The organism is Kitasatospora sp. NPDC091276, from assembly GCF_040684355.1.
Taxonomy (GTDB): domain Bacteria; phylum Actinomycetota; class Actinomycetes; order Streptomycetales; family Streptomycetaceae; genus Kitasatospora.
Genome location: NZ_JBFBFU010000027.1, coordinates 63,002 through 75,650, shown reverse-complemented (window position 1 = coordinate 75,650; position 12,649 = coordinate 63,002). Strand labels below are relative to the sequence as shown.

Genomic DNA, 12,649 nt, shown 5'->3' with positions numbered 1-12,649 from the left:
CGGCGCCGCTCCCGGCCGGTCCTCTCGCCGCGCGCCCCGCGCGCCCGCACCCCCGCACGCCCGAGAGCACAGGACGACACCTCATGAGCAACACCCGCAAGGCCGCCGCCAAGACCAGTGCCACCGACCGCATGCGCGCCGCCCGCGCCCAGGCCGAGCGCTCCGACCGGATCCGCCGCCGGGTCGTGGTCGGCGGCGCCTCCGCTGCCGTGCTCGCCCTCGTGGCGGGCGTGGCCTTCGCCGTCGGCGGCTCCTCCGGCTCCGCCGACGCGGCCGCGAGCGGCCCGCTGGTCGTCCCCGCCAACACGGGCGGCCAGGACGGCACCGTGATCACCTACGGCAGGGCCGACGCCCCGCACACCCTGGAGATCTACGAGGACTTCCGCTGCCCGTACTGCGAGCAGCTGGAGACCACCACCGGCAAGGCCGTCCAGCAGCTCGCCGACGACGGCACGTACAAGATCGAGTACCACCTGGCGACGTTCCTGGACAAGAACCTCGGCGGCAAGGGCTCGCGCACCGCGCTGGCCGCCGCCGGCGCCGCGCTCAACGAGGGCGTGGACAAGTTCAAGCAGTTCCACGACGTGCTCTACGCCAACCAGCCCGACGAGCGCACCGACGGCTTCGGCGACGTCAACCACCTCCTCGACCTGGCCGGCCAGGTGCCCGGGCTGAAGACCGACGGCTTCGTCAAGGCCGTCCAGGACGGCACCTACGCGCCGTGGGCGGCCAAGGTCAACGAGGAGTTCGACAAGAGCGACGTCACCGGCACCCCGACCGTCAAGCTGGACGGCAAGAAGCTGGACGTCCTCACCGGCGGCAAGGCCGCCACGCCCGAGCAGTTCACCGCGATGGTCAAGCAGGTGACCGGATGACGGCCGCCGCCCCCGCCGCGCGGACGTACGGCGCGAGCCGCCCGTTCGCCTGGCTGCTGCTGATCGGCGGCGCGGTCGGCCTGTTCGCCTCCTCGGTCCTCACCCTGGACAAGATCCGGCTGCTGAAGGACCCGTCGTACGTCCCCTCCTGCAACATCAACCCGATCATCAGCTGCGGCTCGATCATGCGCAGCGACCAGGCCGAGGCCTTCGGCTTCCCCAACTCGCTGCTCGGCCTGGTCGGCTTCGGGGTCGTCATCGCGATCGGCGCCGGGCTGCTCTCCGGGGCGACGTACCGGCGCTGGTTCTGGCTCGGCCTCCAGGCCGGGACGGTCTTCGGCGTCGGCTTCGTGACCTGGCTGATGTACCAGGCGCTCTACCGGATCAGCGCGCTCTGCCCGTACTGCATGGTGGTCTGGGCCTCGATGATCCCGCTGTTCTGGTACACCACCCTGCACAACCTGCGCTCCGGGATCATCCCCACCGGCCGCGCCCTGCGCCCGGTCGTCCGCGAGGCGGCGCGCTACCACTGGGTCGTCCCGGCGCTCTGGTACGCGGTGATCGCCCTGCTGGTCCTCAACCGGTTCTGGTACTACTGGAGCACCCTGCTCTGACCTCGGCCGCCCGGCCCCGGGCCCTACGCTCCGGGGCCGGGCGGCCGACCCGTCAGCCGCCGCCCAGGACAGTTCCTAGAAGCGGAACTCCTCGACCTCGGCCAGCAGTTCGGCCCGGCGCTCGTCGTCGATGAAGGAGGCCCGGAAGGAGTTGGCGGCGAGTCGGCGCAGCGTCTCCTCGTCGAGCGCGAGGGCCTGCTGCACGGCCCGGAAGTTGTCGTCGACGTAGCCGCCGAAGTACGCCGGGTCGTCCGAGTTGACGGTGACCAGCAGGCCGGCCTCCAGCATCTCGCGCAGCGGGTGGTCGGCGAGGGTGTCGATGCACCGCAGACGGACGTTGGAGAGCGGGCAGAGCGTCAGCGGGACCTGCTCGCGGACCAGCCGCGCGACCAGCTCGCCGTCCTCCAGGCAGCGCAGGCCGTGGTCGATCCGCTCGACGCCGAGCACGTCCAGCGCCTCGGTGATGTAGGACGCCGGGCCCTCCTCGCCCGCGTGCGCGACGCGGCGCAGCCCGGCCTCGGCGGCCCGCCGGTAGACCTCGCGGAACTTGGCCGGCGGGTGGCCGACCTCGGCCGAGTCGAGGCCGATGCCCGCGATCCGGTCGAAGTACGGGCGGGCGGCCTCGAAGGTCTCCAGCGCGGATTCGGCGGACTCGTCCCGCAGGAAGCACATGATCAGCCGGGTGCTGATCCCGTGCCGCTCCTCGCTGCGCGCCAGCGCCCGGGTCAGGCCGTCGACCACCACGCCGAGCGGCACGCCGCGCGCGGTGTGCGCCTGCGGGTCGAAGAAGATCTCCGCGTGCCGCACCCCCGCCTCGGCCGCCCGGGTGAGGTAGGCGTCGGCGAGGTCGGCGAAGTCCTCCTCGGTGCGCAGCACGGCCATCAGCGCGTAGTACAGGTCCAGGAAGGACTGCAGGTCGCTGAAGGAGTACGCCTTCCGCAGCGCCTCGGTGTCGGCGTAGGGCAGCGCGACCGCGTTGCGGGCGGCGAGGGCGAAGGCGAGTTCGGGCTCCAGGGTGCCTTCGATGTGCAGGTGGAGTTCGGCCTTGGGGAGCGGCATGGGGGATCTGTCCGAGCTGTAGGGGGCGGGAGCGAAGAGTCCAGAAGCATTCATCCTACGATCCGTTCGATCACGACCGGCCTGACGGGCGCGCCCCCGGCCACCCGAACTGGTGCACCGGCCGGGGGCAGCGGGCACCCTGGAGGAGGGGGCTTCCGCCGAGGAGGTACCAGATGCGGCACGTCGAGGATCCGCACATCCGGCCTGCGGGCGTCTCCCCGCACGCCCTGGGCAACGACACGCTCCTGCACGAGCTGGAACAGCTGCACCGCACGCGCCACGAGACCTTCCTGTACGGCTCGGAGGAGGCCCTCAAGCGGCACACCCTGCGCACCGGGCAGCTGGAGGCCGAGTACCTGCACCGCTTTCCCAGCCGGCTGGTGACGGCCGGGCGGACCAGGGCCGGCGCCCGGGCCCGCGAGGCGGCGGCCCGGGTGGAGTCGCTGCCCGAGTAGACGTGCCCGCGCCACCACCGCCCGGCGGGACACGCCGGGCGGTGGTGGCGTGCCCCCGGGCGGGCCGTCGGGGAGGGTGAGAGGCGCAGACGCACCGGACCCCGACCCCCCCTGGGAGCCCCGCATGCCCATCGCCAGCGTCAACCCCGCGACCGGCGAGATCCTGGAGACCTTCGAACCGCTCGACGCGGCCGGCATCGAGCAGCGGCTGGCCCGCGCCGAGGCCGCGTTCCACGGCTACCGCACCACCCCCTTCGCCGCCCGCGCCGACCTGCTGCGCCGGGCCGCCGACCTGCTGGACCAGGACCGGGAGGCGATCGCCCGCACGATGACCGAGGAGATGGGCAAGCCGCTCGCCGCCTCCCGGGCCGAGGCCGCCAAGTGCGCCACGGCGATGCGCTGGTACGCCGACCGCGCCGAGGAACTGCTCGCCGACGAGCACCCGGCCCCGGCCGACGTCGCCGACTCCGGCGCCGCCCGCGCCTACGTCCGCTACCGCCCGCTCGGGGCGGTGCTGGCCGTGATGCCGTGGAACTTCCCGTTCTGGCAGGTGGTCCGGTTCGCGGCGCCGGCCCTGATGGCGGGCAACGTCGGCCTGCTCAAGCACGCCTCCAACGTGCCCCGGACGGCGCTGGCGCTGGAGGAGCTGTTCCGGCGGGCCGGCTTCCCGGAGGGCTGCTTCCAGACCCTGCTGATCGGCTCGGGCGCGGTCGAGGGCGTGATCCGGGACCGCCGGGTGGCCGCGGTGACGCTCACCGGCAGCGAGCCCGCCGGGCGGGCGGTCGCCGCCACCGCCGCCGACGAGGTGAAGAAGGCCGTCCTGGAGCTGGGCGGCAGCGACCCCTTCGTGGTGCTGCCCAGCGCCGACCTGGACGCGGCGGTGCGCACCGCCGTCCGGGCCCGGGCGCAGAACAACGGGCAGTCCTGCATCGCCGCCAAGCGCTTCATCGTGCACACCGACGTGTACGACCGCTTCACCGCCGCCTTCACCGAGGCGATGCGGGCGCTGCGCGTCGGCGACCCGATGGACGAGGCGACCGACGTCGGCCCGCTGGCCAGCCGCCAGGGCCGGGACGACCTGGAGGAGCTGGTCGAGGACGCCCGCACCCACGGCGCCCGGGTCGAGTGCGGCGGCGGGCGCCCGGAGGGCTGGGACACCGGCTACTTCTACGAGCCGACGGTGCTGACCGGCATCACCCCGGCCATGCGGATCCACCAGGAGGAGACCTTCGGCCCGGTCGCCACGGTCTACCGGGTCGCCGACCTGGACGAGGCGGTGGCGCACGCCAACGACACGCCGTTCGGGCTCAGTTCCAACGTCTGGACCCGGGACGAGGGCGAGCAGGAGCGCTTCGTCCGCGACATCCAGGCCGGCGGGGTGTTCTTCAACGGGATGACCGCCTCCCACCCGGCGCTGCCGTTCGGCGGCGTCAAGCGCTCCGGGTTCGGCCGGGAGCTGTCCGGGCACGGGATCCGGGAGTTCTGCAACATCACCACGGTGTGGATCGGCTGAGCACCCCCGGACCGCCGGGCACGAGCCGGGCACGAGCCGGACGCGGACGCGGCCGGGTCAGGACGCCACGCGGTGCCTGCCCCGGCCGGGCGTCATCCAGCGGGCGACCACGCCGACCAGGGCGAGGACGGTCGCTCCCCAGACGATGGCCATCAGCACCAGCATCGGCAGCCAGCTCACCTGGGCGCCGACCATGGCCAGGCCGAGCGAGAGCGCGACCATGAACACGACGGCGGTCGGGTTGAGGCCGAGCAGCCAGTGCCAGGCCCGCTGCACCGGGCTCCGGTGCGGCGGTGGGGCCTCGGGGTCGGTTTCGGCGTCGAGTTCCTTGTACGTCAGCAGGTCCATCGGGATCGCCTCCGGTTCTCGGGGGGCTGCCGGATCCGCGGGGCTCAGGAGGCCTTGCGCGGAGCCGTGGACTTTCCGGTCGCGGTCTTTCCCGCCCCGGCCTTCGCGGTCGTGGACTTCGCGGTCGCGGTCTTCGCGGTCGCGGTCTTCGCGGTCGCGGACTTCGCGGTCGCGGTCTTCTTCGCCGGGGCGGTCCTCTTCGCCGGGGCGGCCTTCCCGGCGGCGGCCGCCGATCCGGCGGGCTTCTTCACCGGGGCGCGCTTGCGGGGCGCGGGCTGCTGCTCCTCCGGCCGGTCCTCATCGGGCCCGGCGGCGTGCCCCCGCCCGCCCTTGGCCCGCTTGAGGCTGCTGCGCAGCGCCTCCATCAGGTCGATCACGTTGTCGGGCGCCTCGCCCGGCTCCTCCTCGTGCGGGAGCTCGACGCCCTCCAACCGGGCCGTGATCACCTGCTGGAGCGCCCGCTGGTAGTCGTCGTGCAACTGGGCGAGGTCGAAGTCCTCGGAGAGGGTGTCCATCAGCGACCGCGCCATCTTGAGCTCCTGCGGCCGGACGGTGACGTCCTCCTCGGGCGCGATGCCGGCCGCGGGGCGGACCTCGTCGGGCCAGATGCAGGTCTGCAGCACCAGTGTGCCGTCGTGCACCCGCAGCACCGCCGGGGATTCCCGGGTGCGCAGCGCGATCTTGGTGACGGCGATCTGCCCGGACGCGGTGAGCGCGTCGCGCAGCAGGGCGTACGGCTTGGCGGCGGCCTGGTCGGCGACGCCCACGTAGTAGGCCTTGGAGAACATCAGCGGGTCGATCTCGTCGGCGTCCACGAAGGCCAGCACGTCGATGATCTTCTTGCTGGGCAGCGGCAGGTCGGCGAGGTCCTCGTCGGTGAGCGTGACGGTCCGGCCGTCGGGGGACTCGTAGCCCTTGGCGATCTCCGCGTACGGGACTTCCTTCTCCTCCCGCTCGCAGTACCGCTTCATCCGCACCCGCCCGCCGTCCTTGGCGTGCACCTGGTGCAGCGGGACGTCGTGTTCCTGGGTGGCCGAGTAGAGGTGGACGGGGATGCTGACCAGCCCGAAGCTGATCGTCCCCTTCCAGGTGGTCTGCATGGGGGTCGCTCCTTCCCGGAGTTTCCCGTTGCCGGAGGTTCCCGCCCGGCCCGGCGCCCTCCCGCCGAGGACGTGCCGAGGACGTGCCGAGAATCCCACTGTGCCCGGGTTTGCCCCGATCGGCCACACCGGGCCGACAATGGGCCGAGGAGGTCGATGCCGATGACCGTCCGGAGCCGTGCGCAGGGCGCACCGCCGCCGCCGCCGGAGCGGACCGTGTACCGGGTGGTGTACGCGGTGCGGGGCGAGGCCGGCGTGCGGCGGGCGGAGGTCGAGGTGGTGCCCGGATACTCGCAGGAGGACGACATCCCCCGGATCCTGGCGGCGCGGCTGACCGGCCGGCCCGCGGACGCGGCGCGGATCACCGTGCTGGACCTGCGCGGGCCGTGAGCCGCGACAGGGGTCCGAGCGCCTCCGACGCATTGGCGGTGCGTCAGATTTGAGCTTTTCGCACCGCTTTTCCACCCGCTCTGACCTGGCTTTTTGCGTCCGGTTACCGAACATTTACGGATGCTCTGTTCCGATACGCGGCCGTAGAAGTTAGGTTGCACCGCAATGCGCGGGTCCGTCCCCCACCCTCCGGCGCAACGAGCCGAGGGTCGCGCCGCGCGCGGGAAAGGCACAGGGCTCATCTGATGAGTGCGGACACCACCAGGCCTGCGGCAGCCGCCCAGGTCCCCCAGCAGGCCGGGCCGCCCGGGCACGGCGGCGAGGGCCACCTGAAGGCGGGGCTCAAGAACCGCCACCTGTCGATGATCGCCATCGGCGGGGTGATCGGCGCCGGCCTGTTCGTCGGCTCCGGCGCGGGCATCGCCACCACCGGGCCGGGCATCCTGCTCTCCTACACGCTGGCCGGCGTGCTGGTCGTGCTGGTGATGCGGATGCTCGGCGAGATGGCGGCGGCCGACCCGCAGAGCGGCTCGTTCTCGGCGTACGCGGACCGCGCGCTCGGCCGCTGGGCCGGGTTCACCATCGGCTGGCTGTACTGGTTCTTCTGGGTCGTGGTGCTCGCGGTGGAGGCGACCGCCGGCGCGAAGATCCTCAACGCCTGGATGCCCGGCGTGCCGCAGTGGGCGTTCGCGCTGCTCGTGATGGCGGTGCTGACCGCCACCAACCTGTTCTCGGTGGCCTCCTACGGCGAGTTCGAGTTCTGGTTCGCCGGGATCAAGGTGGTGGCGATCGCCGCGTTCCTGGTGATCGCCACGCTCGCCGTCTTCGGCCTGCTGCCCGGCACCCACGCGGTCGGCACCAGCAATCTGACCGGCCACGGCGGCTTCCTGCCGCACGGCGTGGGCGCGGTGTTCACCGGCATGCTCACGGTGGTCTTCGCCTTCATGGGCAGCGAGATCGTCACCCTGGCCGCGGGCGAGTCGGAGGACCCGGAGCGCGCGGTCAGCAAGGCCACCAACAGCGTGATCTGGCGCATCGGGATCTTCTACCTGGGCTCGATCCTGCTCGTGGTCACCCTGCTGCCGTGGGACTCGGACGCCGTCAAGGGCAGCCCGTACGTGGCGGTGCTGGAGCACGTGGGCATCCCGGGCGCCGGCCAGGTGATGAACGTGATCGTGCTGACGGCCGTGCTGTCCTGCCTCAACTCCGGGATGTACACGGCCTCCCGGATGGCCTTCTCGCTCGGCCAGCGCGGGGACGCGCCCAAGGCCTTCGCGACCGTGACCAAGCGGGGCGTGCCGCGGGTGGCCATCCTGTCCTCGGTGGTCTTCGGCTTCGTCGCGGTGTTCTTCAACTACACCTCGCCGGACACGGTGTTCGCCTTCCTGCTCAACTCCTCCGGCGCGGTTGCGCTGTTCGTCTGGCTGGTGATCTGCTTCTCCCAGCTGCGGATGCGCCGGATCATCGAGCGGGAGACTCCCGAGCGGCTGACCGTCCGCATGTGGCTGTACCCCTATCTGACCTGGACGGCCATCGGCATGATCGGGTTCGTGGTGGCGTACATGTTCACCGACGCCGACGGGCGCAAGCAGATGTACCTGTCGCTGGTCGCCGCGGCGATCGTGCTCGCGGCCTCGGCCGTGGTGGGCCGACGGCGGCGGGCCGCGGTGGCGGCGGACTCCTGACCCGTCCGCGCCGCGCGACGGTGCCGGGCCCGGGAGCCGTTGCGGAGGCTCCCGGGCCCGGTGCCGTTCGAGGGATGCGACCCACAGTTTGACAATGGCACGTCAAAGGGGATACCTGGGCATGGCGCTCCCCCACGAGCGCTCCCCCACCCCCCGGGAGACCCCTTGCCACCCCTCCCCGCCCCCGCGTCCGCACGCCTGCGCTTCGGCCACCGGCTGCGCCACTGGCGCGAGGCCCGCGGACTCAGCCAGGCCGAACTCGGCCGCCTGCTCGGCTACCACAACTCACTGATCAGCCGAGTGGAGAACGCCCGCCGCTGGCCACCCCCGGGACTCCCCGCCCGGGCCGACGAACTCCTGCTCACCGGAGGCGAGTTGGCAGCCCTCTGGCAACCCGTCCGGCAGGAGCGGGAGCACCTCGGCGAACTCTCCGCCCCGGCCCTGCCACCCCTCGGCGAGAGCGGCACAGGGCCCCCGACGGGCCGACCGGACGCCGCCACCTTCGCCGTGCTCGGCCACCTGCTCGACGTCTACCGCGCGGCCGCCACCCACACCGGCGGCGAACAGCTCGCCAGCGTCCTCGAACACCACGCCCGCACCCTGGCCGCCTGGCAGCACGCCGCCCCGCGCGAAACCGCCCCCGCCGTCCGCTCGCTCGCCGCCCGCTACGCCGAACTCGCGGGCTGGGCCCACTTCGAGGGGGACCGCCGCACCCGCGCGCTCGGCTGGTACGCGGCCGGGCTGGAGTGGGCCCGCGCCGCCGACGACCAGCCGACCGCGGCCGCCCTGCTCGCCCGGCAGAGCACCCTGCACTGGTGGAGCGGCGACCCGGCCACCGCCCTCGCCCTGGCCGAGGCCGCCCACGCCACCGCCCGCACCCTGCCCGGCCTGCGCGCCTGGGCCGCCCTCGCCCAGGCGCACGCCCACGCACTGGCCGGCGCGGCGCCCGAGACGTGGCGGGCCCTGGCGGACGCCGAACGGCTGACCGAGGCCGCCCTGCGGGCCGGCGAGCCGGCGCCCGGGGCCGCCCGGGCCGCCCTGGTGCTGGGCGTCGCCCACGGCACCTGCCACCGGGACCTCGCCGTCCGCACCGGCCACACCGCCCACGCGCACGCGGCGGTGGCCCACCTGGGCGCCGCCCTGGGGCGCCTGGACCAGGCCGCCCACCCGCACGACCACGCGTTGGTCGCCGGCCGCCTCGCCGGGGCGTACGCCCGGGCCGGGCGCCACGAGGCCGCGGCCGCCGTCCTCTCCCGGCTACCGCCGGACGCCACCGGCCGGATCGCCTACGAGCGGCGCCGGGCCCGGGCCTGGCTGGGCGGTTCGACGGCGCACCGGCCCCCGGCGGACGGCTGACCACGGACGGCTGACCACGGACCGCGGACGGCGGACGCGCCGGAGCGCCCGGTGGGGATCCCCCGGGCGCTCCGGTTCTTCGGCTCTTCGACTCTTCGGCTCTCCGGCGGTCGGCGGTCGGCGGTCGGCGGTCGGCGGTCGGCGTCAGAGCCCGGCCGCCGCCGCGGCGATGTCGGCCGCGTAGGTGCTGACCTTGGTGTAGACGCCCGGGTAGCCGGGCCGGGCGCAGCCGCTGCCCCAGCTGACGATGCCGACCTGGACCCAGCGGCCGGCCGCGTCCCGGTGGACCATCGGCCCGCCGGAGTCGCCCTGGCAGGTGTCGACGCCTCCCTGGTCGACGTAGCCCGCGCAGAGTGAGGCCGCGCTGTTCAGGCCCGGGTAGGCGTTGGCGCAGGCGGCGTCGTCGACGAACGGCACGGTGGCCTTGAGCAGGTAGCGCTGCTGCGCGCCGCCCTCGGTCGCGGCGCCCCAGCCCATGATGGTGAAGGTGCCGCTGTCGTAGGCGGTGGAGTCGGTGGTCGGCAGCGTGCTCACCTGGCTGCCGCCGACCGGCGAGGCCAGCTTGATCAGCGCCCAGTCGTCGCCGCTCTCCGCCCCGGAGAAGCCGGGCGCCTGGTACACGTACGACGAGCGGACCTTGACCGCGCTGCCGCTGCGCAGGTCGACCGCGCCGGCGGTCGCGGTGATGCTGGTGTCGGCGCCGGTGCCGTTGACGCAGTGGGCGGCGGTGAGCACGATCTGCGGGGTGTAGAGCGCGCCGCCGCAGCCCATCGAGAGCCGCACCACGAACGGGAACTCGCCCTGTGCCGCCCGCGTGCCGCCGACCACGCCCGGCGAGGGCGCCGAGGGTGCGGGCGAGGCGGCGGCGGGCAGCACGAGCGCGCCGGCGCCGAGCACCAGGGTGGCCAACAGCACGATGAATCTTCCGAATTGATGCTTCATCAGGCTCCTCCATCGACAGGTCGGGGAGCACCGAGGGTGGCCCCGCAGGCGTCACGACAGGAGGGGCCCGGCCCTGCCGGTCGAAACTGGCAGGAACACGGCAATGCGGGGTTCCGGAGGAGGAGCCCCTAAGGTGATCGCCCATGCGAGATCTTGTGGCGGGGATGAAGTACCTGGTCGGGGGCCAGAAGTGGGTGGGCCGGCACGGCCGCTGGTGGGGCTTCGGCATGCTGCCCGCGCTGCTCACCCTGGCCGGGTACGCCGTCGCGCTCGTCTTCCTCGGCGGCTGGTCGAAGGACCTCGCCGACTGGGCCACCCCGTTCGCCGACCGCTGGAGCTCGCCCTGGCAGGGCCTGCTGCGCGACGCGCTCGCCGCGATCGCCTTCGGCGGCGGCCTGCTGCTCTCGCTGCTCACCTTCACCGCCGTCACCCTGCTGGTCGGCCAGCCCTTCTACGAGGCGCTGTCCGCGAAGGTCGACGAGACCGAGGGCGGTGCGCCCGCCCCGCCGGAGTCGCCACTGTGGCGCGAACTGGTGATCGCGGTACGGGACAGCGCCCATGTCCTGGTGCGGGTGGCCGCGTTCGGCGTGGTGCTGTTCGCCTGCGGCTTCATCCCGGTGATCGGGCAGACGGTGGTGCCGGCGCTGGGCTTGCTGGTGTCCGGCTTCTTCCTGACCGTCGAGCTCGCCGCCGTCGCCCTCCAGCGGCGCGGGGTGCCGCAGCGCGAGCGGATCCGGCTGCTGCGCGCCCGGCTCGGGCTGGCGCTGGGCTTCGGCACGCCGCTGATCCTGGCGTTCCTGGTTCCGCTGGTGACGGTGCTCGCCATGCCGGGGGCCGTCGCGGGCGCCACCCTGCTGGCCCGGGACCTGGCCCGCGACCTCGCCCTCGACCCGGTCCACGACGCGGCCCCGGCGGGCGAGCAGGAACCGGAACCGGCGGCGGAGCCAGCCTCCCGGCCCTCCGCCGGAAGCCCGCACGCGACCTCCTGAGGCGGTGACCGGCCGGTCACCCTGCGCCGATCCCGGCCGTCCGGACATGTGAGGCCGCCCACACGGGGTTCGCCGTCTACGGCCCCCGATAGTGGATGGCTGCGGCCAGGGCGTCGGCCGGCCACCCGGCACGGGCTCCCGTCCCACGCCGGGCCGCCCGGAACACCTCGAAGAACGCAGGCCACCACACCTCGCACCCGCACATTCCGCCCGCGCCACCAGCCTCCGACCTACAAATACGCAAGTCGGACAAATTCCCCCAAAACCATCACCGCTTCTCGCCACGCCCGCCCTGCGGCTACTACCCGCCGTAGTGGCAACTGCCTTTGCGACCCGTCCCCGGCCCTGCCAAGAATGGCCCGTCGCCAGGCAGCGCAGCCGGCCCCGTCCGCCGCGCAGCCGACCCGCCCCGCCACTTCCGCCGGGGCACCACGGCCGTCCCGGACGGCCGCGCGGGCCCCGCTCACCCGGGCGCCCGTGCGATGCCCCGCACCCGGTGCCACCGGCACGGCCCCCGACGGAAAAGGATTGTCCGCTTCATGCAGCTCAGCCATGCCCGCCGCAACTCCCTGATCACCGGCATCGCCACCCTCGTCGTCGCGAGCGCCGCCACCGCCGCCCTCGCCCTCCCGCAGGCCGGGAGCACCACCGAGGCCGCCGCCCCCGCGGCCGCCGTCACGGTGGACGACAAGGCGGCCGCCGACCAGGCCCAGGCTGACACCGCTGCCGCTGCCGCCGCCGCCGACCAGGCCGCCCAGGAAGCCCAGGCGCAGGCCCAGGCCGAGGCGGAGTCCGCCGCCCAGGCCCAGGCCGAGGCCGACGCGAAGGCCCAGGCGGACGCCAAGGCCAAGGCCGACGCGGACGCCGCCGCCTCCCGCTCCCAGGCGCGCCAGAACCTCACCAGCGCCCCGGCCCTCACCGGCAGCCCGCAGCAGATCGCCGCGCAGCTCGTCCCGGCCGGCCAGCTCCAGTGCTTCAGCAACATCGTGTCCCGCGAGAGCAGTTGGAACCACCTCGCCGTCAACGCCTCCTCCGGCGCGTACGGCCTGGTGCAGGCGCTGCCCGGCAGCAAGATGGCCTCGGCCGGCTCCGACTGGCGCACCAACCCGGCCACCCAGATCAAGTGGGGCCTGGACTACATGAACTCCCGCTACGGCAGCCCCTGCGCCGCCTGGTCGTTCTGGCAGAACCACCACTGGTACTGAATCGAGGCCGCCAAGCCTCGGCCCCCCGGGCCCGCGACGCAGCACGCGTCGCGGGCCCCGGCGCGTTCCGGCTGTCGTGGACGCGTCCGGCAGGCCGCGTGAAGATATGGCGTACGGT

The 12,649-nt window shown here is 73.8% G+C and carries 13 protein-coding genes; 9 read left to right on the top strand and 4 right to left on the bottom strand.

The features are described from left to right. Nucleotides 1-83 precede the first annotated feature (83 nt). Nucleotides 84-875 carry a thioredoxin domain-containing protein gene (locus AB0O19_RS28905; RefSeq protein WP_363623671.1) on the top strand — a complete coding sequence of 264 codons (792 nt, stop codon included), beginning with the start codon at nt 84-86 and terminating at the stop codon, nt 873-875. Then, entirely contained in the window at nt 872-1,489 is a 618-nt protein-coding gene (locus tag AB0O19_RS28900) for a vitamin K epoxide reductase family protein (RefSeq protein WP_363581740.1), read from the top strand. Before AB0O19_RS28905 ends, AB0O19_RS28900 begins: the two co-directional genes overlap by 4 nt. A 75-nt stretch (nt 1,490-1,564) precedes the next feature. Here the strand turns inward: AB0O19_RS28900 and AB0O19_RS28895 are convergent, their stop codons facing one another. Further along, complete coding sequence (locus AB0O19_RS28895; RefSeq protein ID WP_363581738.1) at nt 1,565-2,548, bottom strand: adenosine deaminase; 984 nt, start codon at nt 2,546-2,548, stop codon at nt 1,565-1,567. Between the two features lie 173 nt (nt 2,549-2,721). On the opposite strand from AB0O19_RS28895, the gene AB0O19_RS28890 reads away from it, so the two are divergent. Then, the gene (locus tag AB0O19_RS28890) at nt 2,722-3,003 is read left to right on the top strand and encodes a DUF6158 family protein (protein WP_350883625.1); all 282 of its coding nucleotides are present in this window, start codon (nt 2,722-2,724) and stop codon (nt 3,001-3,003) included. Nucleotides 3,004-3,127: 124 nt separating this feature from the next. Further along, entirely contained in the window at nt 3,128-4,516 is a 1,389-nt protein-coding gene (locus AB0O19_RS28885) for an NADP-dependent succinic semialdehyde dehydrogenase (protein WP_363581736.1), read from the top strand. A gap of 57 nt (nt 4,517-4,573) precedes the next feature. Here the strand turns inward: AB0O19_RS28885 and AB0O19_RS28880 are convergent, their stop codons facing one another. Continuing rightward, on the bottom strand, nt 4,574-4,864 hold the full coding sequence (locus AB0O19_RS28880; protein ID WP_363623669.1) for a hypothetical protein: 291 nt from the start codon (nt 4,862-4,864) through the stop codon (nt 4,574-4,576). Nucleotides 4,865-4,908: 44 nt separating this feature from the next. Beyond that, nucleotides 4,909-5,964: a Ku protein gene (locus AB0O19_RS28875; protein WP_363623668.1), complete on the bottom strand. Its 1,056-nt coding sequence runs from the start codon at nt 5,962-5,964 to the stop codon at nt 4,909-4,911. Between the two features lie 162 nt (nt 5,965-6,126). Here AB0O19_RS28875 and AB0O19_RS28870 point away from each other — a divergent pair, with 162 nt between their 5' ends. From AB0O19_RS28870 to AB0O19_RS28860, 3 genes are all read left to right on the top strand, one after another. Then, nucleotides 6,127-6,354, top strand: coding sequence for a hypothetical protein (locus AB0O19_RS28870; protein ID WP_363623666.1), 228 nt, complete (start codon nt 6,127-6,129; stop codon nt 6,352-6,354). A 245-nt stretch (nt 6,355-6,599) separates the two neighbouring features. Beyond that, on the top strand, nt 6,600-8,039 hold the full coding sequence (locus AB0O19_RS28865) for an amino acid permease (RefSeq protein ID WP_363623664.1): 1,440 nt from the start codon (nt 6,600-6,602) through the stop codon (nt 8,037-8,039). A gap of 165 nt (nt 8,040-8,204) precedes the next feature. Further along, nucleotides 8,205-9,395, top strand: a complete 1,191-nt coding sequence (locus AB0O19_RS28860) for a helix-turn-helix transcriptional regulator (protein ID WP_363623662.1) — start codon at nt 8,205-8,207, stop codon at nt 9,393-9,395. 144 nt (nt 9,396-9,539) lie between these two features. On the opposite strand, the gene AB0O19_RS28855 is transcribed toward AB0O19_RS28860, so the two are convergent. Then, on the bottom strand, nt 9,540-10,337 hold the full coding sequence (locus AB0O19_RS28855) for a serine protease (RefSeq protein WP_363623660.1): 798 nt from the start codon (nt 10,335-10,337) through the stop codon (nt 9,540-9,542). A 143-nt stretch (nt 10,338-10,480) separates the two neighbouring features. On the opposite strand from AB0O19_RS28855, the gene AB0O19_RS28850 reads away from it, so the two are divergent. After that, nucleotides 10,481-11,326, top strand: coding sequence for an EI24 domain-containing protein (locus AB0O19_RS28850; protein WP_363623658.1), 846 nt, complete (start codon nt 10,481-10,483; stop codon nt 11,324-11,326). A gap of 539 nt (nt 11,327-11,865) precedes the next feature. Further along, nucleotides 11,866-12,531 (top strand): lytic transglycosylase domain-containing protein, encoded by a 666-nt coding sequence (locus tag AB0O19_RS28845; RefSeq protein WP_363623656.1) that lies wholly within the window; start codon nt 11,866-11,868, stop codon nt 12,529-12,531. Nucleotides 12,532-12,649 lie beyond the last annotated feature (118 nt).